Annotated in this window: 22 protein-coding genes and 2 pseudogenes; 12 read left to right on the forward strand and 12 right to left on the reverse strand. The window is 65.9% G+C overall.

Annotated elements, in window-relative coordinates:
* Positions 1-1,433: S8 family serine peptidase (locus AC1DW3_RS20630; RefSeq protein ID WP_477934372.1), on the reverse strand; the 1,433-nt coding region annotated here is incomplete at its 3' end.
* Positions 1,434-1,868: 435 nt separating this feature from the next.
* Between AC1DW3_RS20630 and AC1DW3_RS20635 the strand changes: the two genes are divergently transcribed.
* On the forward strand, positions 1,869-2,375 hold the full coding sequence (locus AC1DW3_RS20635) for a hypothetical protein (RefSeq protein ID WP_477934374.1): 507 nt from the start codon (positions 1,869-1,871) through the stop codon (positions 2,373-2,375).
* Here AC1DW3_RS20635 and AC1DW3_RS20640 read toward each other — a convergent pair whose 3' ends face one another.
* Together AC1DW3_RS20640 and AC1DW3_RS20645 are read right to left on the reverse strand one after the other, a co-directional pair.
* The gene (locus AC1DW3_RS20640) at positions 2,376-2,810 is read right to left on the reverse strand and encodes an HIT family protein (protein ID WP_477934515.1); all 435 of its coding nucleotides are present in this window, start codon (positions 2,808-2,810) and stop codon (positions 2,376-2,378) included.
* Between the two features lie 5 nt (positions 2,811-2,815).
* A complete protein-coding gene (locus tag AC1DW3_RS20645; protein WP_477934376.1) occupies positions 2,816-6,682 on the reverse strand; it encodes a DUF3683 domain-containing protein in 3,867 nt (1,288 codons plus the stop codon).
* 235 nt (positions 6,683-6,917) lie between these two features.
* Here AC1DW3_RS20645 and ugpB point away from each other — a divergent pair, with 235 nt between their 5' ends.
* From ugpB to ugpQ, 5 genes are all read left to right on the forward strand, one after another.
* A complete protein-coding gene (gene ugpB / locus AC1DW3_RS20650) occupies positions 6,918-8,213 on the forward strand; it encodes a sn-glycerol-3-phosphate ABC transporter substrate-binding protein UgpB (protein WP_477934378.1) in 1,296 nt (431 codons plus the stop codon).
* Between the two features lie 9 nt (positions 8,214-8,222).
* Positions 8,223-9,110 (forward strand): sn-glycerol-3-phosphate ABC transporter permease UgpA, encoded by an 888-nt coding sequence (gene ugpA / locus AC1DW3_RS20655; protein WP_477934380.1) that lies wholly within the window; start codon positions 8,223-8,225, stop codon positions 9,108-9,110.
* Positions 9,110-9,958, forward strand: coding sequence for a sn-glycerol-3-phosphate ABC transporter permease UgpE (ugpE, locus tag AC1DW3_RS20660; RefSeq protein ID WP_477934382.1), 849 nt, complete (start codon positions 9,110-9,112; stop codon positions 9,956-9,958). The genes ugpA and ugpE overlap by 1 nt, the downstream gene beginning before the upstream one ends.
* A gap of 68 nt (positions 9,959-10,026) precedes the next feature.
* Positions 10,027-11,082 (forward strand): sn-glycerol-3-phosphate import ATP-binding protein UgpC, encoded by a 1,056-nt coding sequence (locus tag AC1DW3_RS20665; RefSeq protein WP_477934384.1) that lies wholly within the window; start codon positions 10,027-10,029, stop codon positions 11,080-11,082.
* On the forward strand, positions 11,082-11,819 hold the full coding sequence (gene ugpQ / locus AC1DW3_RS20670) for a glycerophosphodiester phosphodiesterase (protein WP_477934386.1): 738 nt from the start codon (positions 11,082-11,084) through the stop codon (positions 11,817-11,819). The genes AC1DW3_RS20665 and ugpQ overlap by 1 nt, the downstream gene beginning before the upstream one ends.
* Here ugpQ and AC1DW3_RS20675 read toward each other — a convergent pair.
* Entirely contained in the window at positions 11,779-13,125 is a 1,347-nt protein-coding gene (locus tag AC1DW3_RS20675) for a histidine-type phosphatase (RefSeq protein WP_477934388.1), read from the reverse strand. The genes ugpQ and AC1DW3_RS20675 overlap by 41 nt on opposite strands.
* A gap of 37 nt (positions 13,126-13,162) precedes the next feature.
* Here AC1DW3_RS20675 and AC1DW3_RS20680 point away from each other — a divergent pair, with 37 nt between their 5' ends.
* Entirely contained in the window at positions 13,163-15,706 is a 2,544-nt protein-coding gene (locus AC1DW3_RS20680) for a TonB-dependent receptor (protein ID WP_477934390.1), read from the forward strand.
* A 53-nt stretch (positions 15,707-15,759) separates the two neighbouring features.
* Here the strand turns inward: AC1DW3_RS20680 and AC1DW3_RS20685 are convergent, their stop codons facing one another.
* Together AC1DW3_RS20685 and AC1DW3_RS20690 are read right to left on the reverse strand one after the other, a co-directional pair.
* Positions 15,760-15,897, reverse strand: coding sequence for a GNAT family N-acetyltransferase (locus tag AC1DW3_RS20685; RefSeq protein ID WP_477934392.1), 138 nt, complete (start codon positions 15,895-15,897; stop codon positions 15,760-15,762).
* A complete protein-coding gene (locus AC1DW3_RS20690; protein ID WP_477934394.1) occupies positions 15,894-16,082 on the reverse strand; it encodes a hypothetical protein in 189 nt (62 codons plus the stop codon). The genes AC1DW3_RS20685 and AC1DW3_RS20690 overlap by 4 nt, the downstream gene beginning before the upstream one ends.
* Here AC1DW3_RS20690 and AC1DW3_RS20695 point away from each other — a divergent pair.
* On the forward strand, positions 16,081-16,245 hold the full coding sequence (locus tag AC1DW3_RS20695; RefSeq protein ID WP_477934396.1) for a hypothetical protein: 165 nt from the start codon (positions 16,081-16,083) through the stop codon (positions 16,243-16,245). The genes AC1DW3_RS20690 and AC1DW3_RS20695 overlap by 2 nt on opposite strands.
* A 160-nt stretch (positions 16,246-16,405) precedes the next feature.
* On the opposite strand, the gene AC1DW3_RS20700 is transcribed toward AC1DW3_RS20695, so the two are convergent.
* Entirely contained in the window at positions 16,406-17,404 is a 999-nt protein-coding gene (locus AC1DW3_RS20700; protein ID WP_477934398.1) for a hypothetical protein, read from the reverse strand.
* 419 nt (positions 17,405-17,823) lie between these two features.
* Here AC1DW3_RS20700 and AC1DW3_RS20705 point away from each other — a divergent pair, with 419 nt between their 5' ends.
* From AC1DW3_RS20705 to AC1DW3_RS20720, 4 genes and pseudogenes are all read left to right on the forward strand, one after another.
* Positions 17,824-17,940 (forward strand): rubrivinodin family lasso peptide, encoded by a 117-nt coding sequence (locus tag AC1DW3_RS20705; protein ID WP_157256560.1) that lies wholly within the window; start codon positions 17,824-17,826, stop codon positions 17,938-17,940.
* 168 nt (positions 17,941-18,108) lie between these two features.
* Positions 18,109-18,840 (forward strand): lasso peptide biosynthesis B2 protein, encoded by a 732-nt coding sequence (locus AC1DW3_RS20710; protein ID WP_477934400.1) that lies wholly within the window; start codon positions 18,109-18,111, stop codon positions 18,838-18,840.
* Positions 18,841-18,855: 15 nt separating this feature from the next.
* The gene (locus AC1DW3_RS20715; RefSeq protein WP_477934402.1) at positions 18,856-20,676 is read left to right on the forward strand and encodes an asparagine synthase-related protein; all 1,821 of its coding nucleotides are present in this window, start codon (positions 18,856-18,858) and stop codon (positions 20,674-20,676) included.
* A gap of 101 nt (positions 20,677-20,777) precedes the next feature.
* Positions 20,778-21,185 (forward strand): annotated as a pseudogene (locus AC1DW3_RS20720) (ABC transporter transmembrane domain-containing protein); the annotation flags it as partial.
* 75 nt (positions 21,186-21,260) lie between these two features.
* On the opposite strand, the pseudogene AC1DW3_RS20725 reads toward AC1DW3_RS20720, so the two are convergent.
* From AC1DW3_RS20725 to AC1DW3_RS20745, 5 genes and pseudogenes are all read right to left on the reverse strand, one after another.
* Positions 21,261-23,738 (reverse strand): annotated as a pseudogene (locus AC1DW3_RS20725) (VirB4 family type IV secretion/conjugal transfer ATPase); the annotation flags it as partial.
* Positions 23,692-24,024, reverse strand: a complete 333-nt coding sequence (locus AC1DW3_RS20730; RefSeq protein WP_477934404.1) for a VirB3 family type IV secretion system protein — start codon at positions 24,022-24,024, stop codon at positions 23,692-23,694. The pseudogene AC1DW3_RS20725 and the gene AC1DW3_RS20730, both read right to left, overlap by 47 nt.
* Positions 24,025-24,039: 15 nt before the next feature.
* Complete coding sequence (locus AC1DW3_RS20735) at positions 24,040-24,330, reverse strand: TrbC/VirB2 family protein (RefSeq protein WP_477934406.1); 291 nt, start codon at positions 24,328-24,330, stop codon at positions 24,040-24,042.
* Entirely contained in the window at positions 24,327-24,848 is a 522-nt protein-coding gene (locus AC1DW3_RS20740) for a lytic transglycosylase domain-containing protein (protein ID WP_477934408.1), read from the reverse strand. Before AC1DW3_RS20740 ends, AC1DW3_RS20735 begins: the two co-directional genes overlap by 4 nt.
* Positions 24,849-24,857: 9 nt before the next feature.
* Positions 24,858-25,421, reverse strand: coding sequence for a hypothetical protein (locus tag AC1DW3_RS20745; RefSeq protein ID WP_477934410.1), 564 nt, complete (start codon positions 25,419-25,421; stop codon positions 24,858-24,860).
* Positions 25,422-25,465 lie beyond the last annotated feature (44 nt).

Here is a 25,465-nt window from a genome sequence, read left to right on the forward strand (position 1 = left end):
GCCGCGTCCAGGATGCCGGCACCGCACTGCGAGCAGCTGCCCGGGAAGGCGCGTGCACTGCTGACCAGCGCGGCCTTGATCTGGTCGGGCGTGGCCGTCGGCTTGGCGCTGTACATCAAGGCGACGACGCCGGCCACGTGGGGCGTGGCCATCGACGTGCCTTGGTAGTAGGCGTAGCTGTCCGCGCCCGGTGCCTTGGTGCCGGCGTTCAGCGTGCTCAGGATGCCGTTGCTGCTGCTCGAGCGAACGTCACCACCGGGCGCTGCCAGCGTGACGATGGAGCCGTAGTTCGAGTAGTAGGCGCGGGCGCCGTTGCGGTCCGTGGCCGCCACGGCGATGACGCCGGAGCAGTTGGCCGGGTTGGAGTTGCTCGCGTTCTGGTTCTCGTTGCCGGCCGCCACGACGACGCTCGTGCCGCGCGAACGGGCGCTGTTGATGGCGTTCTGCGACGTCGTGTCGCAGGCGCCGCCGCCGCCCAGGGACATGTTGATGACCTTGGCCGGCGTGGCGTTGGTGGGCAGGCCCGAGACGCTGCCGCCCGAGGCCCAGACCATGCCGTCGGCGATGTCGGAGGTGTAGCCGCCGCACTTGCCCAGCACACGCACCGGCTGCACCTTGGCATTGAAGGCGATGCCGGCGACGCCGCTCGAGTTGTTCGTCTTGGCCGCGATGGTGCCAGCCACGTGGGTGCCGTGCCAGCTGGAGTTGCCGGCCGGCTCGCCGGTGCCGCATTCGCCCGCGGCCACCCAGTCGCCCGGGTCGCTGGGGTCGCTGTCGCGCGCCGTACCGTCGTTGGAAACGGCGGTGTCGTTGATCATGTCGTAGCCGGCCACGATCTGGCCGGACAGGTCGGCATGCGGGCGGTAGCCGGTGTCGATGACGGCCACGACGACACCGCTGCCGGTCGCCAGGTCCCAGGCCGCCGGGGCGCGGATGCCGCCGGTCGTCTCGTACAGGTCCCACTGCGAGCTGTAGCTCGAGTCGTTGGGCGTCATCATGGGGTACATCTTGCGGTCGGGTTCCGCATAGGCGATGTTGGCGTCGGCAGCCTTGAGCTGGTTGGCCAGGCTCTGCATCTCGCCGTGCGAGAGGCTCTTGTCGAGCTTGTAGATGTGGGCACCGGTGCCCATCTGGCGCAGCAGGCGGGCCTTGGCGCCGCGCAGGGCCACGGCCGAGTTGACGGCGCTCAGGCGCGCATCCAGCACATTGGCGGCCACACCGACGGCGCGCAGCACCGTGGCGTCCTTGGCATCGACCTGGGAGGCGTCGCGGTAGCTGATGATGAGGCGGTCGGTACTGCCGGCGCGCTGCGCCAGGCTGGCGATGCCCACGTCAACCTGGGTGTTGGACACACCGGCCTGGCTGGCGCCTGCGGTCAGCAGGCCGCAGGCCAGTGCGAGCAGGGTTCTCTTGTTGGCAAAAGCAAAACTCATTTGGTGGTTTCCGGAAAAGTCACCGTGGCGGACGGCGTACCGGCTCGGCCCGCGGGATCTCCACGAGGAGCACCACTGTGTTCAGTCACCGGCAGGACTCTCAACCCAACAACCAACGTCCCTGACCGGCATGGCGCATCCGAAGCGGCGCGCAGTGTGTCCGCGCCGCGAAGCCAGCCTTGTCACCAGGCGCAGTGACGGAAGTAACCCTAGCGGGCAACCCCGGATGACAGGCGCTGTGACGAATGGCATGCGGGTGCTCAAACGAGCGTTTTGGCCCGGTCGCAGTTCAGCCGCGGTTTTCTGCGGACCGTCGCACGCTGGCGGCAACTCATCGCTTGCAGCTTGGGGCCGCCCACCCGCACGCCTAGCCTGACAACAGGACGACGCAATTCGCGGCGCCCGCCTCCCGCCAGAACCCCACAGGAGCTTGTCATGTCCACCCGCTACTCGATCGCCCAGCGCACGCCCTTGCAAAACAGCCTGTTCGCCGGCATCGCCTGCGCCATCACATTGATCCTGGCCGCGGGCCCGGCGCTGGCACAGTCTGGTGACCTGGAGCGCGTCGAAATCAGCGGCCGCGTCTACGAGGCCCCGACACGCCTGGACGTGCGCGCGAATTGCGCCCACATCGAAGAGCAGCTGCAGGACGCCCTGCAACCGACCTGGGTGCGCGAGCGCCGCGCCGGCCAGGTGAAGGTGCAGCTGGTCATGGAGGGCGGCGAGATCACGGCCGTCAAGGCCAAGGGCATCTCGCACACCGTCGAGCGCTCGGTGCGCCACGCCGTGAACAGCCTGCATTGCGGCACGCAGACGACGGCCGGCGCACAGATCTACCGCTTCCGCGTCGACTTCCTCGACCCCTACGCGCAACCCGCCAGCAGCGACACGCAGACGGCCAGCGCCAAGACCAGCGTGCGGCTTGCGCTCGCCGCTGAGTGATCAGGGCCTGATGGCGGCGGCGATGGCCGCATCGACGGCCGTCAACGGCTGCGCCAGGCGCGCAGCCGCACCACCCGCCACCTCGTCACGCTGGGCCGCGGCCCAGACCGGCGCCGGGAAGTGACTGTCCCAGTCGAAGCGCGCGATGACGTGCCAATGCAGATGCGGCACGACATTGCCCAGGCTGGCGACATTGACCTTGGTCGGCGCGAGCAAAGACCTTAGAACCCGCTCGACCTCGGTGACAGCGTCCATGCAGGCGTGTCTATCCGTGTCCGGCAGGTCGCTGAACTCGGCGACATGCGCGTTCCAGATGACTCGATAGAAGGCCGGAAAACGCCGCGCCTCGTCGCCATCGGAGACGCGCACGACCCGGAACCGCGGCGTGCGCGCGACGACGAGGCCGCCGTCGCCATCACACAGCGGACACAGCACGCCGCTCACACCAGCACCCGCTCGATGCCGCCGTTGTTGGCCTTGGCCACGTACTCGGGCATCCAGTTGGGGCCGAGGATCTGGTTGGCCATCTCGACGACGATGTAGTCGGCTTCCAGCAGGCCGTTCTGCAGGTCGTTGCCGTAGCGGCTCAGGCCCTGCAGGCAGCTCGGGCAGGAGGTCAGGATCTTCAGGTTGTCGTTCGCACCGACCTGGCCGGACTCGCGCAGCTGCGTCTCGGTCTTGCGCAGCTCCTCTTCCTTGCGGAAGCGCACCTGCGTCGAAATGTCGGGCCGCGTCACGCCCAGCGTGCCGCTCTCGCCGCAGCAGCGCTCGCTCTTCACGACGTTGTCACCCACCAGCGCCTTCACCGTCTTCATCGGCTCCTGCAGCTTCATCGGCGAATGGCAGGGGTCGTGGTACAGGTAGCTGTTCTTGGAGCCGAGGGTGATGCCCTTCTCCAGCAGGTACTCGTGGATGTCGATGATGCGGCAGCCGGGGAAGATGTCCTCGAACTTGTAGCCCTGCAGTTGGTCGAAGCAGGTGCCGCAGCTGACCACCACCGTCTTGATGTCGAGGTAGTTCAGCGTGTTGGCGACGCGGTGGAAGAGCACCCGGTTGTCGGTGATCATCTTCTCGGCCTTGTCGAACTGGCCCGAGCCGCGCTGTGGGTAGCCGCAGCACAGATAGCCCGGCGGCAGCACCGTCTGCACGCCGGCATGCCAGAGCATGGCCTGCGTGGCCAGGCCCACCTGGCTGAACAGGCGCTCCGAGCCGCAGCCGGGGAAATAGAAAACGGCCTCGGTTTCGCTCGCCATCGACGGCGGACGGATGATGGGCACGTAGTCCTTGTCCTCGATGTCCAGCAGCGCACGCGCCGTCTTCTTGGGCAGGCCACCCGGCAACTTCTTGTTGATGAAGTGGATGACCTGTTCCTTGATGGGCGCGCTGCCGACGGTGGCGCGCGGCGCGCTGGTCTGCTTGCGGCCCGCGAGCTTGAACAGGTCGACCGCAAAGCGCTGGGCCTTGAAGCCGATGCCCACCATGGCCGTGCGCGCCAGCTTGATGGTCTCGGGGTTGGTCGCGTTCAGCATGAACATGGCCGCCGCGTTGCCGGGGCGCCAGGTCTTCTGGCCCATCTTGCGCAACAGGTTGCGCATATTCATCGTCACATCGCCAAAGTCGATCTTGACCGGGCAAGGCGACAGGCATTTGTGGCAGACCGTGCAGTGGTCGGCCACGTCCTCGAACTCCTGCCAATGCTTGATGGACACGCCGCGGCGCGTCTGCTCCTCGTACAGGAAGGCCTCGACGAGCAGCGAGGTGGCGAGGATCTTGTTGCGCGGGCTGTAGAGCAGGTTGGCACGCGGCACATGCGTGGCGCAGACCGGTTTGCACTTGCCGCAGCGCAGGCAGTCCTTGATCGAGTTGGCGATCTCGCCGATGTCGCTCTGCTGCATGATCAGCGACTCATGCCCCATCAGGCCGAAGGACGGCGTGTAGGCATTGCGCAGGTCGGCCGGGTGGGCGGCATCACGCAGCAGCTTGCCCTTGTTGAAACGGCCCTCGGGGTCGACGCGTTGCTTGTAGGCCGTGAAGTTGGCCAGCTCGTCGTCGGTCAGGAACTCCAGCTTGGTGATGCCGATGCCATGCTCGCCGGAGATCACGCCGTCCAGCGAGCGCGCCAGCGTCATGATGCGTGCCACGGCCGCGTGGGCCGTCTGCAGCATCTCGTAGTTGTCGCTGTTGACGGGGATGTTGGTGTGCACATTGCCGTCGCCGGCGTGCATGTGCAGGGCCACCCAGACGCGGCCGCGCAGCACTTCCTTGTGGATGCGCTTGAGTTCGGCGATCAGCGGCTCGAAGGCCGCGCCGTTGAACAGAGCCTGCAGGGGCTTCAAGATCTGCGTCTTCCACGACGCGCGCAGTTCGTGCGTCTGCAGGCCCTCGAAGAAGCCCGTATCCAGCCCGCTGAGCCAGTCCTGCCACTGGCCACCCACCTCGCGCAACAGCGAGAGCGCCTGCTGCACGCGATCTTCCAGCAGCTCGGCGCTCGGGATGTCGCCCGCGTCATCGGTCTTGCCCAGCGGCAGCTTGCCCGTCAGGAACAAGGCTTGCAGCGCCGCCACCAGGGCCAGCTTGTTGCGCAGGCTCAGTTCGATGTTGATGCGCTCGATGCCCAGCGTGTACTCGCCCATGCGGTGCAAGGGGATGACGACGTCCTCGTTCACCTTGAACGCGTTCGTGTGCTTGCTGATGGCCGCCGTGCGCTTGCGGTCCAGCCAGAACTTCTTGCGCGCATCGGCGCTGACGGCGACGAAGCCCTCACCCGAGCGGCCATTGGCGAGGCGCACGACCTCGCTGGTGGCACGCGCCACCGCATCGGCATCGTCACCGGAGATGTCGCCCACCAGCACCATCTTGGGCAGGCCGCCGCGCTTGCTCTTGGTCGCGTAGCCCACCGCCTTCAGGTAGCGGTCGTCCAGATGCTCCAGGCCCGCCAGCAGCACGCCGGTGTCGGCAATCGAGAACATGTAGTCCTTGATGTCGACGATGCTGGGCACGCAGTCCTTGGGGTTGCCGAAGAACTCCAGGCAGACGGTGCGCGTGTGCGCCGGCATGCGGTGCACGATCCAGCGTGCGCTGGTGATGAGGCCGTCGCAGCCTTCCTTCTGGATGCCCGGCAGGCCGGCGAGGAACTTGTCCGTCACGTCCTTGCCCAGGCCCTCCTTGCGGAAGACGCGGCCGGGGATATCGAGGCGCTCGGTCTTCTCCAGCTTGGTGCCCGACGCGTCGAAGTAGCGCAGCTCGAAGCTCGCCACCTCCACGTCATGGATCTTGCCGAGGTTGTGGTTGAGGCGGATCACCTCGAGCCACTTGGCCTCGGGCGTCACCATCTTCCAGCTGGCGAGGTTGTCCAGGGCCGTGCCCCAGAGCACGGCCTTCTTGCCGCCCGCGTTCATGGCCACGTTGCCGCCGATGCAGCTGGCCTCGGCCGAGGTCGGGTCCACGGCGAAGACGAAGCCATTGGCCTCGGCCATGTCGGCCACGCGCTGGGTGACGACGCCGGCCTCGCTGAAGATGGTCGGCACCTCGCGGTCCAGGCCCGGCAGCTGCAGCATCTCGACGCCGCGCAAGGCTTCGAGCTTCTCGGTGTTGATGACGGCGCTGTTCCACACCAGCGGGATCGCGCCGCCCGTGTAGCCGGTGCCGCCGCCGCGCGGGATGACGGTCAGGCCCAGCTCGAAGCAGGCACCCACCAGCCCGGCCATCTCGGCCTCGGTGTCGGGCGTCAGCACGACAAAGGGGTACTCGACACGCCAGTCGGTCGCGTCGGTCACATGGGACACGCGGGACAGGCCGTCGAACTTGATGTTGTCCTTGGCCGTGTGGCGGGCCAGCGTCTTGGCGGCACGCTTGCGCAGCGTGCCGACGCTGTCGAAGAACTTGCCGAACTCGGCCACGGCGCCGCGTGCGGCCTGCAGCAGTTCGCCCACGGCCGTGTCGCGCTGCGGGTCGCTCACCGGGTCGCGGCGCTTCTGCACCTCGCCCAGGCGGTGGTGCAGGGCCTCGATCAGCTGCCCGCGGCGGCGCGGGTTGTCCAGCAGGTCGTCCTGCAGATAAGGATTGCGCTGCACCACCCAGATGTCGCCCAGCACCTCATACAACATGCGCGCGGACCGGCCGGTGCGGCGCTCCAGCCGCAATTGGTCCAGCAGCTCCCAGGCCCGGGAGCCCAGCAGGCGGATGACGATCTCGCGGTCGGAGAACGACGTGTAGTTGTAGGGAATCTCACGCAACCGGGGGGCTGCGCTCTCGTCCGCCAAATTCGGAGCATCGGCGGTGGGCATCAGGGGATGCGGAGCGTTCATGGCAACCGGCTTGACCGGGAAAATAGCCTTGGCAGGCTGGTTCGGGCGGGCAGCGGCTCGGGTCGGCGCCAGGGCGGGCAAGGATCGCCCGGCTTGTGGCCACGGCCCCTCGCGGCAGGGGTTGGAATCCTAACCGAGGGGGGCTTCTCCCTAGGGGGCCACCGTATATGCCCGCCATTCGCGGCTCATCAAGCGGCGCTATGCTGGCCCGCAAAACACGCATGGAGACACTGCAATGAAGTCGTTCGCCCTTGCTGCAGCCTTGCTGGCCCTGGCCGGCTCGGCCCAGGCCCAGACCGAGATCCATTGGTGGCACGCCATGGGCGGGGCGCGCGGCGAGTGGATCAATGACCTGGCCAAGGATTTCAACGCCAGCCAGAAGGACTACAAGGTCATCCCAACCTTCAAGGGCACCTACGAAGAGTCCATGCCGGCGGCCATCGCGGCCTTCCGGGCCGGCCAGGCGCCCCACATCCTGCAGGTCTTCGAGGTTGGCACGGCCACCATGATGGCCAGCAAGGCGGCCATCAAGCCGGTGGCGGACATCATGAAGGAGTCGGGCATCCCCTTCGACCCCAGCGCCTATGTGCCCGCTGTGGCCAGCTACTACACGGCACCCAACGGCCAGATGCTGAGTTTCCCCTTCAACAGCTCGACCACCGTCTTTTTCTACAACAAGGATGCGCTGAAAGCCGCCGGCGTCGACAAACCGCCCACCAGCTGGCCCGAGGTGGCCTCCGCGGCCGCCAAGCTCAAGGCCAATGGCAGCAAATGCCCCCTCACCACGTCCTGGATGAGCTGGACGCAGCTGGAGAGCTTCTCGGCCTGGCACAACGTCGAGTTCGCCACCAAGAACAACGGTTTCGGCGGCCTGGACGCGCGCCTGGCCTTCAACACGCCCCTGCACCTGCGCCACATCGAGAACCTGGCCAACATGGCCAAGCAGGGGCTGTTCGTCTACAAGGGCCGCGGCAATTCGCCGGACGCCACCTTCATCTCGGGTGAATGCGCGATGACGACAGCGTCGTCGAGCATCTACGGCGACGTCAAGAAGAGCGCCAAGTTCGCCTTCGGCCTCACCGCCCTGCCCTACTACCCCGACGTGCCCGGCGCGCCGCAGAACACCGTCATCGGCGGCGCCAGCCTGTGGGTGATGGCGGGCAAGAAACCGGCCGAATACAAGGGCGTGGCCAAGTTCTTCGAATACCTGGCGCGGGCCGACGTGGCGTCGGAAAGTCACAAGCGCACCGGCTACCTGCCGGCCACCAAGGCGGCCTTCGTCGCCACCGAGGCCAGCGGCTTCTACAAGGCCAACCCGGGCAGCGACGTGGCCGTCAACCAGATGATCCGCAAGACCACCGACAAGTCGCGTGGCGTGCGCCTGGGCAACCACCCGCAGATCCGCACCATCGTCGACGAAGAGTTCGAGCTGATCTGGGCTGGCAAGAAGACGGCCAAGGAAGGCATCGACGCTGCCATCCAGCGCGGCAACGATCAGCTCGAGAAGTTCGCCAGAACAGCGAAGCTGTAGGTCACGGACATGGCGCAAGAAAAACGCGTCGTCTTCCGCTCCCGCTGGCTGCCCTGGCTGCTGCTGGCGCCGCAGGCTGTGGTCATCGGCGTGTTCTTCTTCTGGCCCGCGGCCCAGGCCCTGCTGCAATCGCTGCAGCAGCAGGACGCCTTCGGCCTGTCGACCGAATGGGTGGGCCTGGCCAATTTCAAGGCGCTGTGGGCCGACGCTAGCTATCTCGACTCGTTCAAGACCACGGCGCTGTTCTCCATCCTGGTGGCCGGCCTGGGCCTCTCCATCTCACTGCTCCTGGCCGTCATGGCCAATCGCGTGGTGCGCGGCGCGGGTATCTACAAGACGCTGCTGATCTGGCCCTATGCCGTGGCACCGGCCATCGCCGGCGTGCTGTGGCTCTTCATGTTCGCACCCTCCATCGGCATCGTGGCCTATGGCCTGCGCGCCCTGGGTTTCGACTGGAACCACTTGCTCAACCCCGACCACGCCATGACGCTCATCGTCATGGCGGCGGTGTGGAAGCAGATCTCCTACAACTTCCTGTTCTTCCTGGCGGGTCTGCAGTCCATCCCGCGCTCCCTCATCGAGGCGGCGGCCATCGATGGCGCCAGCCCCTGGCGGCGCTTCTGGGACGTGACCTTCCCGCTGCTGTCGCCCACCAGCTTCTTCCTGCTGGTCATCAACATCGTCTACGCCTTCTTCGACACCTTCGGCATCGTCGACGCCGCCACGCAAGGCGGTCCGGGCAAGGAGACGGCCATCCTGGTCTACAAGGTCTATCACGACGGCTTCAAGGCCCTGGACCTGGGCGGCTCGGCGGCGCAGAGTGTGGTGCTCATGGTCATCGTGGTCAGCCTGACGGTGCTGCAGTTCCGCTTCGTCGAGAAGAAAGTGAACTACTGATGGTCGAAAGAAAACCCTGGCTCGACTGGCTGGCACACACCATCCTGCTGCTGGGCGTGGCGGTAGTGGCCTTTCCGCTGTACGTGACCTTCGTCGCCGCCTCGCAGACGGCCGAGGCCATCCTGCATGCGCCCATGCCGCTGCTGCCGGGCGGCCATCTGATCGACAACATGGCCACGGCGCTGGGCGGCGGCACGGGTTCCGGCTCCAGTGCGCCGGTGGCCCGCATGATGTGGGTGAGTCTGGTGACGGCCATGGTGATTGCCATCGGCAAGATCGCCATCTCGCTGCTGTCGGCCTTTGCCATCGTCTACTTCCGCTTCCCGCTGCGGCAGCTGTTCTTCTGGGCCATCTTCGTGACGCTGATGCTGCCGGTGGAGGTCCGCATCGGGCCCACCTATCAGGTGGTGGCTGACCTGCACATGCTCAACAGCTATGCCGGCCTGACCGTGCCGCTGATCGCCTCGGCCACGGCCACCTTCTTGTTCCGCCAGTTCTTCCTGACCGTGCCGGACGAGCTGGTGGAAGCCTCGCGCATCGACGGCGCCTCGCCGCTGCGCTTTTTCAAGGACGTGCTGCTGCCGCTGTCCACCACCAGCATCGCCGCCCTCTTCGTCATCCAGTTCATCTACGGTTGGAACCAGTACCTCTGGCCGCTGCTCGTCACCACCGATGAGTCCATGTACCCCGTCGTTATCGGCATCAAGCGAATGATCAGCGGCGGCGAGGCCGCCAATGACTGGAACCTCGTCATGGCGACAGCCCTGCTGGCGATGATTCCCCCAGCGCTGGTGGTGATCCTGATGCAGCGCTGGTTCGTCAAAGGTCTGGTCGACACAGAGAAGTAGAGGACTTCGGGGACAGACCTGACCGGGTACCCCCGGTCTGCTCTGTCCTCGACTGATTCAGGAAATTCATGGCTTCCATTTCCATTCGCAAGCTGATCAAACGCTACGGCCACGGCCCCAAGGCCGTCCAGGTGATCCACGGCGTCGATGCTGACGTGAAGGACGGCGAGTTCGTCGTCATCGTGGGCCCCTCAGGCTGCGGCAAGTCCACGCTGCTGCGCATGGTGGCGGGGCTGGAAGAGGTCAGCGAAGGTGAGATCGCCATCGGCGCGCGTGTCGTCAACGACGTCGAGCCGGCGGATCGCGACATCGCCATGGTGTTCCAGAACTACGCCCTCTACCCGCACATGAGCGTGGGCGAGAACATGGCCTATGGCCTGAAGCTGCGCAAGATGCCCAAGGCTCAGATCGATGAGCGCGTGCAGCGCGCCGCCAAGATCCTGGAGCTCGGCCACTTGCTGGAACGCAAGCCGCGCGAACTGTCCGGCGGCCAACGTCAGCGCGTCGCCATGGGCCGCGCCATCGTGCGCGACCCGCAGGTCTTTTTGTTCGACGAGCCGCTGTCCAACCTCGACGCCAAGCTGCGCGTGCAGACCCGGCTGGAGATCCAGAAGCTGCACCGCGAGCTGGGTGTCACCTCACTGTTCGTCACCCACGATCAGGTCGAGGCCATGACGCTGGCCCAGCGCATCATCGTCATGAACGGCGGCCGCATCGAGCAGATGGGCACGCCCGAAGAGGTCTACGGCCAGCCGGCCTCGACCTTCGTCGCCAGCTTCATCGGCTCGCCGGCCATGAATCTGCTTCCGGGCCGCCAGCACGGTGGGCAATTCCACATCGACGGCGCGGCCCTCGACGTGCCGCCCGGCGTGGAGGGCGAACTGACGCTGGGCCTGCGCCCCGAGCATGCGCAGGTGGCTGACCGCGGCTGGCCGCTGCGCGTGGAGATGATCGAGATGCTGGGCGCCGAGCGCCTGGTCTACGGCAAGCTGGGCGCCGGCACGCCGTTCACGCTGCGCCTGGACGCCACCCTGCCACCGCCCCAAGCTGGCGAATGGTTGCACCTGGCCTTCAGCCCCTTGCATCTGCATCGCTTCGACGCCAAGACGGGGCAGCGGCTGTGATGTCCCCCTGGCCCTACCCTCTCTGGCTGGCCCACCGTGGCGCCGGCAAGCTGGCACCGGAAAACACGCTGGCCGCCTTCCGCATGGGCGCGGGCTTTGGCTTTCGCGCATTCGAATGCGATGTCAAGCTGAGCCAGGACGGCCAGACCTTTCTGCTGCACGACGACACGCTGGACCGCACCACCAGCGGCCAGGGCTCGCCCGCCGAGCAGGACTGGGCGCAAATGAATCGGCTTGACGCCGGCAGTTGGCACAGCCCTCCCTTTGCCGCCGAACCCCTGCCCCGCTTCTCCCAGATCGCTGCCTTCTGCCAAGCCAATGGTTGCGCGCTGAATGTCGAGATCAAGCCCTGCCCGGGTGAGGAGGCGCGCACCGGCGCGGCAGTCGCCCGCGAGGCTGCGCGGCTCTGGGCCGGCGCCTTGCCACCGCTGCTGAGCAGCTTCAAGCCCGAAGCCATCGCAGCCGCCCGCGATGCCGAACCCACCCTGCCGCGAGCGCTGCTGCTGGACAAGCTCTGGGACGGCTGGCCGGAAGCCGCCGAAGCCCTCGGCGTCGTCGCCGTCATCACCAACTACCGGCTGATGGATCGTGCGCTGATCGAGCGACTGCACGCCAAGGGTTGGCGGGCGCTGGTCTACACGGTCAATGACGCGGCGATTGCCCAGCGGCTGATCGAGGACGGCATCGACGGCCTCATCACGGACGCAGTGGATCGCCTCGGCCCCGGTAGCAGCTGACCAGGGCCGTCACCCGGTAGAAATGGCTGCCCGGCCGCAGCCGTGCCGCGTCGCAGGCCGGCTTGAAGTCGGCCTCGCCCTCGTTCAGCAACATGCGCACCAGGCGCTCGCCCTGCGTGCCGCGCCAGACCTCCCACTGCACATTGGCCGCCATCGGGATGACGTTCTCGGTGCGCCAGGGGCTGGCGGCGTAGCTGTAGGGGCGCTCGCGCGACAGCGGCTGGTGAACGCCGGCGATACCGATGGCCGACACCAGCGGCGCCACGATCTCGGCATGGGCGAAGCGCAGCACAGCGCCTTCGCCGGTGGTCAGCCGGTCCAGCATGTCGTCGAGCAACTGCGTGGCAATGTCATAGCTCGCCGGCCCGGTTTCGGCCAGGCCCGGCCCCTTGCGATAGAAGTCCTCGGCATCGTCATGCTCGGCGAACACGGCCGCAGCTGAAGCCGGCACATAGGCGGAGAAATCGCGCGCCAGTTCCAGCTTCAGATCGGCCGCCGCGCCACGCAGGTCGACGATGTGCTGAGCAGCGTCGATGGGCTTGGCAACGCGCAACGCGAACTCGGCGCCATAGAGACCTGTGAGCACCTGCTGAGCCGCAACAGCCAAGCGTGGATCAGCGTCGATGCGTCGTTGCTGCTCGGCCAACTCCGGCCCGCGCAGCCAGGCCTGGTAGGCAAGGCTGCGTTTCAACGTGGCCTGCCGCGCCGGCGAGTCGGCCGTGTCGCGCGAATCGCTGAGGCGATGGAAGTACAGCAGGAAGCGATCCGAGCCCCAGCTTGCCGGCACGCGAGCCTTGGGCGCTGTGCGACGCAGCGAATCGACAAAACTGCGTGAGCTGTCCACCGCGCGGTCCACGCCCGAGCTCAGCACTTCGACGCTCGGGCCGTTGTCGAACAGCGCAGGCAGCCGGGCAGCCATGCGCTGCGCCAGTTGCTCATGCTCGACGACACCGAGCCCGCTCAGGTTGCCGTAGCCGATGCGCTGCTGCGCCTCGATGAAACGCTGCAGGTCGGCGCCGAAGCGCTGGCCCAGTGGCGTCAACGCCCCCTGCGCCTCGGCCTCGCGCCACAGCTTGAGCGCTGCCTCGTCACTGCCCGCCTTGGTCAGCCCCCGGCTGCCGTGCCGCGCCACGAGTTGCACCGCCACCGGCGCATAGCCCGCCGGCGCCGTCTCGTAGCGGGCAGCGTCCTGGCGCGGCGCATAGGGCGTCTTGGAGCCGAGGTGCTCGCTTGCTTCAGCCGTGTGACAGGCCAGCACGAAGCCGGCCCACAACAACAGCCGGCCGATGTCATCGCCGATTCGCATTGGCTTCCTAGGCTGCGCGGTTTTCTTCTGCATTGCCATGAGCCTAAACATCTTCCGTGACAAGAACTCGACGCCGTTGACCGCGCTGGGCGCCGCCATCGCCGCGCTGCTGGCTTCAACAGCCCAGGCCCAGACGGCGCCCGAGAAGATCGACACCATCGTCGTGACCGGCCAGGCGTCCAGCCTGCGCAAGTCGCTGAAGATGCAGGCCAACGCCGACAACATCGTCAGCGCCGTCGTCGCCGACGACATCGGCGCCCTGCCCGACGTCAACGCGGCCGAGGCGCTGGCGCGGCTGCCGGGTGTGTCGGTGCAGCGCGACCAGGGCGAGGGCCGCTATGTGGTCGTGCGCGGCCTCGGCCCCGACATGAACACCATCACCATCAACGGCTCGCTGGTGCCTTCGCCCGAAGCCAGCCGCCGCGGTGTCAGCATGGACGTGCTGCCGTCAGGCCTGATCCGGTCGCTGGAAGTCATCAAGTCGCTGACGCCCGACATGGACGCCAACTCCCTGGGCGGCACCGTGGACGTGAAGACGCTGTCGGCCTTCGACCTGCCGGCCAGCCTGCTTAGCGCAGGCGTGACAGTCAGCCGCGATCAGCTGACACGCCAGAACAGCCCCGCCGCAGGCCTGCTGGGCGCCACCCGCCTGATGGGCGGCACCCTCGGCGTGGCCGCAGCACTCAACGTCGATCAGCGCAAGTTCGGCTCCGAGGACGTCGAAACCGACGGCGCCTGGAGCAATGGCAAGCTGGCCGGTGTCGAGCTGCGCCACTACCGCCCCAACCGCGATCGCGCCGCCTTTGCCGCCAACGTCGACTACAAGCCGGCCGCGGGCAGCAGCTTCCATGCGCGCGGCATCCTGGCCCGCTTCAGCGACGACGAGGAGCGCGATCGCCTGACCATCAGCAATATCAGCGGCGGCTCGATCGCCGAGGGCGCCACCGCCACGGTGCGCGCCGAGCGCCGGCTGCGCGACCGCAAATACACGCGCTCCATCGCGTCGCTCGTGCTCGGCACCGAGCAGGAATGGCAGGACTGGCTGCTGCAGGCCAGCGTCGGCCTTGGCAAGGGCAATGAGCGCACACCTGAGCAGATCAACGACGCCCGCTTCCGCCAGAACAATGTGGCCGGCGTGTCCTTCACCGACACCGTCAAACCCCTAGTCACCGGCCCGGCCGCTCTCTACGACGCCAGCAAATACACGCTGAACGCGTTGACGATCCAGAAGCGCCGCAGCGACGACGACGAGCACAACGGCCGCGTGGACGTCACCCGCGCCTTCACGCTGAACGGCGGCGGCAAGCTGGACCTGAAGTTCGGCGCCAAGCTCAGCCGCCGCGAGAAGCGCAACGACACCGACCAGTGGAGCTACACCAGCAACTCGGCCACCAGCCCCAACTACTGGGGTGCGGGCTCCACCTCGCTGTCGGCCTTCGTCAAGGACTCGCAGCTGGACTTCGGCACCGGCGCCATCGGCTCGGCCATCGATTCCAACGCCATCTGGGCGCGACTGGCCACGCTGCCGCGCGACCCGGCCAAGGTGGCCGGCGCTTCGGCCCTGGCCGACTACCGCCTCAACGAGAACATCGACGCCGCCTATGGCCAGGCGTCGGTGGACCTGACCGCCGCCTGGAACGTGCTGGCCGGCCTGCGCCTGGAGCGCACACGCTTCGACGCCAGCGGCTTCGCGAGCTCGGTGGCCGGCGTCATCACGCCCACGCAGTACGCCAAGGGCTACAGCAATTGGCTGCCGGGCCTGCACAGCCGCTACAAGCTCGACCGCGACACCAGTCTGCGCGGCGCCTGGACGAACACCGTCGTGCGCCCCAACTTCGACCAGCTCTCGCCCTCCATCACGCTGGCCAGCGCTACCGAGGCCACGGTGGGCAACCCGCTGCTCAACCCCATGCGTGCCCACAACATCGACCTTGGCGTGGAGCACATGCTGGGCGACGACGGTGCCGTGTCGGCCTATCTCTTCCACAAGGACATCACGGACTTCACCTACGCCACCAACATCGCCGGCACCGGCTCGTGGGCGGGCTACACAAGCGTGACCGGCTACGCCAACGGTCCCAGCGCCAAGGTGCAGGGCGTGGAGCTGTCCTGGCAGCAACAGCTGCGCATGCTGCCGGGCTGGATGAAGGGCTTCATCGTCGGCGCCAACGCGGCCGTCACGCATTCCAGCGCCGACGTCGGCCGCTACGACGTCACCAGCAAGACCGCGCTGCTGCGCAGCACCCGCCTGCCCGGTCAGTCCGACACGACGATCAACCTGATGCTGGGCTACGAGGCCGGCCCGCTGAGCGCACGGCTGGCCGTCAACCACAAGTCCAAATACCTGCTGCAGTTCGGCAGCGACGTGACCAACCCGGCACAGGACCAGGTCGTGGCGGGCCAGCGCCAGTTGGACCTGTCGGTCGGATACAAGATCACGCCGTCGGTGCAGCTCACCTTCGAGGGCGTGAACCTCAACAACGAGCACTACTACACCTATGTCGGTGTGCCTTCGCTGAACTACCAGTACGAGCAGTACGGCCGCACCTACAAGCTGGGCTTGAAGGTCGCGTTGTTCTAGGCCATGCGTGAGTAGACGTAGGTGTCGCGGGCATGCCCGTCGACACCCAGCGTCTAGTTGCGCAAGATGCCTTCGAGCTCGAAGCCACAGCGCTCGGCGACCGCGCGGCTCCTGGTGTTGCGCGGGTCGCAGCGGATCTCCAGACGACGCGCCGCGAGCTGGTCGAACGCCAGCGCCGTCAGCAGTTTCACCGCCTCGCTGACATGGCCCTGGCCCACCGGCTCGGGGCGAATCCAGTGCCGATCTCGAACTTGCGCGCCGCCCAGTCCATGCGGTGCAGGCTGGTACCGCCCAGCAGGCGCCCCGGGCGGCCATCGGCACGGCGGGCGTAGATGTGGAAGCCCAGGTCGCAGCGGGCGATGAAGTCGGCCTGCATGCGGCGCGCGACCAACTCCGAACTCTCCGCCTTTGGCGCCTCCTGGGCCCAGGGCATCCAGGGGCGCAGATTCAACGATGCGGTGATTGCGCAGCGCCTGATAGATGACGGCATCGACGGCATCATCACGGTTGCTGTAGACCGCCTCGGACCCGGCCGCTGAAACAACTGCAAGAGTTCACGAGGCCGAATTCTCCGCTCAGCGCGACGCCCGGCGATTTCGCCGCCTAGGGTTGGCTCAGCGTTGCACATCAGGGCAGCAATTGGCAGTTTGACGTGCAGTGCGCGCGAACGGCCGGCAGATACCTCCGCCGCAGCCCTTGTCAGTTTCTTTGCTCTTCATCGATCGCCAGAGCGAGGGCTTCCTGAACGATTCTTGAGATCGGGATCGCCAGGATCTGCCGATCGCGCGGCCGGTTCCGGCTCGCCGCCATTTGCTCGCTCAGAGTCGCCTTTGCCCGCCCAAAGTGCCGGGCCACTGCGCCAGCAGAGCACAGCCCCGACTGGACTGCCAGATTGCCTACCAGTGCCCGCGCCCTTGCGGCCAGGTGGTCCTTGCGAACCAACAGGCTCTGCCCACTTCGTGCCCGCAGCTTGACCTCCACCCAGCGCTCCAGGAGCGCCAGCGCACCGGAGATGCTCTTCGTCTGGCTGGCTGCCACGAGCACGGCCGCGGCGCCGCGAACCTGTCGTGACATCGGCCCTAAGGGGCCGACCGCGCCGGACGCGAGGACGATCCCATGCTCAAGCTCCCACTGAAGCGTTTCCACCTCGCTCGGACGCCGTGACACCAGCGCGCGAAGGGCAGCTCGGCCCTCCAGCAACGAGCTTCCCAGCATCCCGTACAGCACGGAAGGGTCGTAACCCTCCACCCAGTCCAAGCCCACGGCGCTACGAATGGCCGAAAACGGGAAATGCGTCGGCGCGACGCATAACCCCAAGGAAACCGGCCTCCACGCCAGCATGCGCACCTCTTGCAGGAACTGCTCAACATTGCAGAGCCGCCGGGTCCGATAGGGGCTAGCGAAGACCGGCCCTGGGATGCCGTCAACGTCGCGTACCCAACGCGCAACGATATTCGCCACGCCATGCGCAATCGCGTCGGGCTTGTCGCTGGCGGGTAAGGCGCACAAGAGATGAACCTCTGAACTAGTCAGCAGGAAAAAGAACAGCTTGCGCTCGGGTGAACGGTGCGCCTGCAGCAAACGGGATCGGATTCTGCGGGCCAGCGTCGGCGTGTTCATGAGATTGCGCCCCGTGGCCGTCTGCCAGAAAACATGCCATGTGCTAAAGGCGTTGCCTTCGAAGATGGAAACGTCCATCTTTCTATGACGTTAGCGATTGAACTCTTTTCCTCGCGTTTTCACGGATGGCGAGTCGAACGTTCGGCATTCCAAGTGCGTTGGCCGCCACGGTCGCCGGCGCGGAGGCACGCCATGGACGTGGAGTTAGTTGCCTAGATGAGCCGGCGTTGACCCAGATCGCAACGTGCATTCGCGCGGAGCGGTCCTAGCGAAGAAGCGAAACCGAACGAACAACCCGTCGCACCACTTCAGCCAGATCCGGAACACGTCCGCGATCAACTGGGCAAACCGCCGTCGCCCTGCCTCGCGTCGATGCCGAACACCGGACAGGACTCGAAGAAATCTATGGAGGACGTGTGCGGGAATTCGTAGCTTTGCCTGGCCTGACGCATTTCGCTGAAGGCAATTTCACCTGCAACCAACCGAAGGAGAACGTGATGAACGAAGACCTGCAACTGGAAATCGTTGACCTGGGCGACGCGAAGGAGGAGACCAAGGGTCGCATCCAGGGCGTGGAACCCGAGCTGAACGAAGCAGCTCCGTACAAGCCCTGATCACGGCGTGGTGCCCAAAGCGCGCGGACGAAGGTTTTCGCGCCAACAACACCGCTACACGTGATCGTTGATCTGAGCAGGACCGGGGAGAAATCCAAGGTCCTGCTTCGGGCGCCAGCACCACTGCCCGCGCAGCGGCGGCGACGCGCGTCACCAAAGAGAGTTGTCATGCAAAGCATCAATGCGCGAGGACCGCAGTACCGATTGGCCGATCATGTCCGGGCATGCCGCGTTGACGAGCAGGTCCTCCTGTTGGACTTGCGGCGAAATAAATACCTTGGCTTTCGTGGTCCACAACTGGACGCACTGAGTCAGGTCATCGTCGACTGGCCTTGCTCCCTTGCCGACGGGAACAGCGCACCATTGAGCCCGTCCGCCCTGGCGCGGCTGCAGCCTTTGCTCGACCAACAGTTGCTGTCAGAGGCGCACACAGAAGGTCAACTTGGCCCGCTGCTCCCGCAAGCGCTCGAATGTATCGATCCCGATGCCAACCACACACGTCCAACCGCGGCCGGGCGAGACGTACTTCGCCTTGCCTGGGCCGCCGCTGGCGCTGCGCTCTGGCTGAGGCGCCTGAACCTGGCTGAGATTGCTAGCCGCGTTGCGCGTCTGCGATCGCTGGGCGGCACCAACGACGAGCGGGAAAGCACGGCGGCCTTGCGTGACGCCGTATCGTCGTACATGCGGCTTCGCCCTTTCCTGTTCACGGCTCACGACAAATGCTTGCATGACTCGCTGACGCTCATTCGTTTTCTAGCCCGCCGCAGGATGTTTCCCGCTTGGGTCATCGGCGTGCGAACCCGGCCTTTTGCTGCGCATTCATGGGTGCAGAGCGAAAGCCGGGTCCTCAATGACGTACACGAACACGTCCGCACCTACACGCCGATCCTCATCGTCTGAGCCGAGCGGCAATCCATGTTCCGCTATATCGCCTTTTGCTGGGAGGTCACCAGTCCGGAGCAGGCAGATCTCGCGCACCGACTTGAGCAGGCCCTATTGGGACGGGGCTGGAGATCAGCGTTTCAGATCTCGGGACACCGCGTCTTCATGACCGGCAACGTCCGGGGCGTCAACGATGCGTACCCGTTGGCGGCAAATCAGGGCGTCATCCTGGGGCGAATCTTCAGGCGCGGCGTGCCCTCATCACGTGGGGACGGTGACGTCGCACTCACGGAGCTCGAGGCCCAACGCATCGTTCACACCGACGGACGCAGCCTCGTCGACCATTTCTGGGGCCGATATGTCGCCTTCCTGCCCTCGTGGACAGGAGTGCCGCACGTGCTGCGCGATCCCACGGGAACCTTGCCCTGCTACCGCCTCGAGGTTCTGGGCATCGCCGTCGTCCTGTCACGGCTCGATGATCTGCTGTCACTGCCGCACATCGCCGCGCCGCCGGTGCATTGGGATGCCGTCACAGCCCACATGGTGCTGGGCCAGGTGAGCGGCCGCGAGACGCTCCTGACCGGCGTCACCCAGGTCCTTGCCGGTGAATTGGTAGCACTGGCGCGCGGTCAAGGTACCCCGCAACAGCTTTGGAACGCAGTCGATCACGCCCGGCGCACCTCATGGATCTCCGCGCCTGAAGCGGCTACGCAGCTGCGCGACACCGTTGCCGCCTGTGTGCAGAGCTGGTCCTCGTGTTACGAAACCATCGTGCTCAGGCTGTCCGGCGGCGTGGATTCCGCCATCCTGCTGGGCAACCTCGTCGCCGATCGCAACAGCGGCGACGTCGTCTGCCTGAACTATCACTCCCCCGGCACGGACAGCGACGAGCGCGCCTACGCCCGCCTTGCGGCTGCGCTGAACGAGGTGGAGCTGGTCGAGGGCACCATCGACGATGGTTATCGCCTTGAAAATGTCCTGGACGTCGCTCGTACTCCCACGCCGGCCAACTACCTCGGGTTCATGGGAACAGGTCGTGGCGATGCCGACGTCGCCGCATCCCGCGGGGCAGGCGCCGTCTTCAACGGCGCGGGCGGAGACCAGCTCTTTTTCGAGGTCCGATGCACCTGGCCTGCGGCCGACTACCTGAAGCTGCGCGGCATCGAGCTGGGATTTTTATCGGCGACCCTGGACGCGGCCCGTCTTGGCAACGTCTCCTTCTGGACCGCGCTGAAGCAGGCCGTGAAGGACCGGTCCTTCCATGGGGATCCCATGAGCGGGGCCACGCGCTACTTGACCTTGATGGATACGGCAGCAATGGACGACGCATTGAAGATCGCCTCGCGATTCRTTCACCCGGCCTGGCTCGCCGCGCACGACCTGCCGATCGGAAAGTTCAATCAACTCGGCATGCTCATCTGCCCTTTCGAGTACTACAACCACTACCTCCTCGAGGCCGCGCCTGAGCGTGTCCAGCCGCTGATGTCACAGCCGCTCCTGGAGCTCTGCCTTGCATTGCCAACCTATCTGTTGACCCACGGAGGACGCGGTCGTGCACTCGCTCGCGAGGCATTCGCGCACCAGATCCCAGCCGAAATCGCTTCCCGCCGTTCGAAGGGTGGCACTGCGAACTACATCGCGAAAGTACTGCAGCGCAACCTGCCGTTTGCACGGGAAATGCTGCTGGACGGCCTGCTCGCGAGCCGCGGCCTCCTGGACAGACGGCGCGTCGAGGCGACTCTTGCCGGCAGCGCTGCTTCGAAGGCAGGCTATGTCACAGAGATCCACGCATGCCTCGCCACGGAGGCTTGGCTGCGGCGCGCGACCACGGCGACTGGTCGGCGCGAACCTTGACCCGGCCGCCGATGTCACGGCCAAGAACGCTTGCAGCCGGGCTTGCCCTGATCCTTGAGGCAATGGACCGCCATCTGCTGCTGGAGGTCCTGGGCACACTGATGCTGGTCACGCTCAGCGGTGCCCTTTCGGCAGGTTCGCCCCTCGCGCTCAAGCACTTGGTCGACGCAGTGGCTGGCATGAAAACAGCGGACCACACGGTGGGCAGCGCCGTGCTGCTGACCGGGGCGATCTACCTGACGACGCTGGTCGGCGGTCGAATCATGGCGGACGTTCGCCCCCTCCTTGCCGGCAGGATGGAGCAACGCGTGCTGGCCGGCATCAGGCAACGCTTCTTCGGTCATCTCCTGCGCCTGCCGACGGCCTACCTGGTGAACCGCCGTGGCGGCGAACTGCTCCACAGTGCCGACCTCGCTGCCGCCGGCGCACAGGCCATCATGTCTCACGCCACGAACAGCATCGCCCCCTCCCTGATCGAGCTGGTTTTGATGACGGTCATCCTGAGCCAGCTTCGACACCCTCAGCTCGCGGTCTTGTTCGTCACGACGGCCCTCCTGTACCTGGCGGTCTTCTCGGAGGAGGGCCGGAAGCCAATCGACCGGGTCGTCGCCGACCCGTGCGCGCACCGCATCGAGCAGGGCGACGTTGTCAGTGGTAGCCGACAGCACGGTCACGAAGTCCTCCAGGCCGGCGAGATCCAGCTCGCAAATGGCGCTGACGTGACCCTGCTTGAACAGGAAGCGCCGGCCGCCCTGGCCGCCCAGGCTGCGCACGATGTCGTACTCCGCCTGCGTCAGGCCGAAGCCATCGACGTACTCCTCACGCACCGCCTCTGGATTGGCGAGGAAGATCTTGGTGACGCTTTGCTCGATCATCGTGCGGCCGATGGGGTGGCGCAGCACGTCGGAGGGGCTCTGCGTGTCGAAGATGCCCAGGCCGTTTTGCTTGCGAATCGTCTTTTGCTTTTGCTTGGCGAAGTCGCTGAAGATCTCGTGGTCAAGCGCCTTCCAGAATTCCGAGATCACGTAGATCAGGCGCTCGCCATTGACGAGCTCTTCCATCACCTGCAGCAGGTACATCATCACGGGCGTGCGAACCTCGGGCAGGTCAAGGAACTCAGTCGTGTCAAACCCAATGACGGAGGCCTCGTGCAGATCCATCAGGCGGTCGTCGGCCTGGTCGAAGACCCAGGCAAGCGCGCCGCCCTGGCACCAGCGGCCAAGGCGCTCGAACAGGCTGTTCTCGCCCGTCTTGGGCAGGTTCTGCCGCACTGTCGACAAGCGGCGCAGCGGCGCCGGCATCATCGCCACCGCCTTGACGGCATCCGCGATGGCCCGCTCGTCCGCCGGCAGCAGGGGTATCGCCACCGAACCGATGCAGGTGCGGATCAACTGCTCCCAAAACTGAATGCGCGCCGGTGTCGGTTCTTGCTGCAGCGGGTTGAAGCCAGTCGGTCTGCCGGCTTCAAGGGTGAAGTAGCGCCCTCCGAGCGCGCGGATGGCGATCTCGCAGCCGCGGTCGAGGTCGAAGAGCACAAGGCGAGGCGCAGGGTCCCATTTGCGCGTGAGCGCCAGGATGAACATCTCCAGCGTTGTCTTGCCAACGCCGGTTGAGCCGATGATGAGCGTATTGCCGGGCAACTTCTTGTCCGCCGAGTCCTCCCCTTGGGGACTGCTGTGAAGGTTCAGATAAAAGGGCTGACCCGACGGTGTTCGTAGCAGTGCCAGCGCCTCGCCCCAGGGATTGCCGGTGCGCTTGCCGCGGGCGAAGTTGTGACCGCTGGCTAGCGCTGCGAACGCCCGCGACGAAAGCTTGGCATCACGCGGTCGCCACTGCCAGTTGCCCGGCATCTGTGCAAACCACGCAGCATCGGCCACCAAGTCCACTGGCGACATCTGCAAACTGGAGGCCTCGCCAACCGCGCCGATGGCCTGGGCTGCTCGACGGCCGGCGCCGGCGATGCCGTCCTCGCCTTCCTCTGCGAAGACGACAAGGCTGTAATGGAACTCTCCCATGCAGAACTGGCCGTCGCCGAGCTCGTCGAGTGCGACGTCCATCTCTGCCACCTGGCTGGCCACCACATCGTCGCTGGCGATCAGTTGGTCGCGCTGAAGTTCCAGCGCACGCATGGCGTCTCGGCGCGGCATGATCGAGAAACTCTGTGTCTCGATGAACTCGCTAGGCTCGTAGAGCAGGGCGTTCAGGATGCCTGGCTCCACGGCATCGGCGTACTCCTTGATATCGACCAGGGCCGCGTAGCGTCGCCCGTCGCCCTGGCGCAATTCGAGTTTGTCGCCACCAAAGGAGAGCCGCGTCGTCGGGAGCGTTCGGTACAACGGTCCCGGGGTCATCGGTATCGACCGCCAGCAGCCGTTGACCAGGTAGCCCAGGAATTCGGCCACTTCTGAGAATGACCGCCCCCCTTGTTCGCGAGCGCCCAGCAATTGCGGCCCGAACCCCCGCAGCACCCGATCCACCAACGCGCTGCGTTCTTCCATGACGCGCAAGGCATCGGCCTGCGCTGCGGCAATCATCGAGCGAGTGCGCTGCGTCGACTGCAGGGCGCGGCTGAGCCGTGAGACGTTGGGCCGATAGACCAGCGTCAGGTACAGCTCGTTGCTCATCATTCGGCGCTCACCGAGCTTTGCCTGGTACGCCAGGGACAGCTCCCGCGCAAAGCCGGGTTGCACCGGGTGCTGCAGGCCGTCTCGGACGACGCGGTGCAGACGATGCGTCCACACGGCCCATTGGCCACCGGTGAGGTTGCGAAGCAGGCTACACAGTGCCTCATGCCGTTCAATGATCAGGTGATCGTCGGCGCATTCAAAGGGCACGCCATCAAGGCGCCATACACGCAGGTAGTCCCCGCCGCGCGTGATCACGTCATGTGCGCTGACGAGTGATGAAAACGGGATGAAGCGGGCCAGTGGGTTTTCCATCTGGGCCTCGGTCCAATACCGAGGACTGCAGCCGTCCTTGTCAGCTTGGGATCCAGCGCGCATCCTCGGTTTCCGGTCAAACATGCCAAGCATCGCGGGCTCCACGGAAAAGGGTGGGCGCATAACTGCGCGCGTGCCAGAAGCGCCGGTTGCGGTCGTGCAGCCGCAGCTTCATCGCAATGAACACTTGCCTGAATCGCTGATCGTCCTTCGCGGTGATCAGGCGCATCCAGAGCAGCGCGGGGACGATAGACAACACGGTACCTAGCGCGATCCACCAGCTCACCAGGACGCCGCCCCACAGCGTCAGCAGCATGCCGGTGCCGAACAGGACGACGAGTGGAACGAGTGGGATGCCCAGTTTCATCGCTGGGCGCGTGGCACCCTTGTAGATCGCTTCGCTTTGCATGGCGTTCGTTCCCGCTCAGCTGACGATGTAGGAGGCCATGGCGCCTGCGCCGCCGACCAGCGTGCCGCCGATCAAAACGTTAGCTACGTCCGTCAGACGCGCGCCATGGAAGATCATCTTGAAGCCGGCCCAGATGATCGCGATGGTGACCACTGCGACTGAGATCGTCACCAAGATGGTGTTGACGTTGACCACCGTGTCGTTGATCTTGTCGAAGCCGGCGGCCACGGCGGGCGACCGCGATGCCATGGTGAATTGGACGGCAAGCACCGCGACGACGCGCTTGAATTGGCTGATGTGGTTCATGGGTTTTCCTTTGAAAAGGTGGCGGGAATGTCTGCAGACAAGGGAACAAGATGCCGGCCGCTTGCCGCCGCCGCCACGACCCGGGCCACGTAGCCGTACTTGATTCCGGTCACGAAGTTGCCGCTGTAGTAGCAGGAGAGCGCGGGTCGAAGCGCCTGCTGCTTCGACCCGGTGCCAATTGCGATGGCCCGTTGGAAGCAATCGGAAAGGACCGTCTGCATTGCGGTCAAATTCATGCACGGTTCGAACGCGGACTCGAGGGTCAGGCCCAGCCGCGTGAGGTTGCGGACGTTGATCTGACCCAGTCCAACGCTGAAGTCCCAGCCCGCCGCGCGCAGGGCACGCGCCGTGGCAAGTGCCTCCTCCCGGCTGCGAGGTTGGCGCAGCAGCGAGCCACCGACAACGCCGATCGCCCACGGATTGAATGCGCTCTCGACATGAACGACCGCAGCGGCCGTCTGCAGATGGACAGCTGGGGCGCAGGTTGCCGCCAGAGATGCAAAGTCAGATGCGTCCATGGCTTGCGCTCAGTACTGTGGGCCGGTCGACGACGGGCGACTGGCCTTCCAGGTCGTGTAGTCGTCGTCAAAGCGCGTGTCCCAGCTTCCGAGCTGCGCCTTCGCCGCTGTGCTGAGCTCGGTCACCGTGTCGCCGTCCGTTGACCACCATGTGCGGTAGAACGGCATCCCGAGCACGGTGACGGAGATAGCGCCGCTGAAGTCGCAGGTGTAGACAACACCATTGGGACCATCGTGGCTTCGCGTGTACTGGGGCGGACAGAACTCTGGCGCCACAGCCCAGTTGTGGCTCGCCGAGTTGCTCGTACCTGCCATCGCACATGTCGGGAAGGCCTTCCCGCGCGCCAAGTCGCGCAGCACTTGGCGTACCGGTGGAACGCACTGTGCAATGGCCCGCCAGCTGGGAGCGGCCAGGCAGAGGAGCACGGTGCATCCGTCGGCGGCGTTTGCCGATCCGGCCGCGCCGACTGCCCCCAGGACAGCCAGCATGGCGACTCGAATCAGCCCTGGACACGGCGGTACTTCCTGAGGAGCCGATTCACCGGCTTGCAGTGGGCGGTGGGCGGTGTTCATGCCTTGAGTTCTCTCGTGACTGCTCTTGTGAGCGTTGAGATCAA

The sequence above is a fragment of the Roseateles sp. P2_H4 genome (assembly GCF_056403315.1).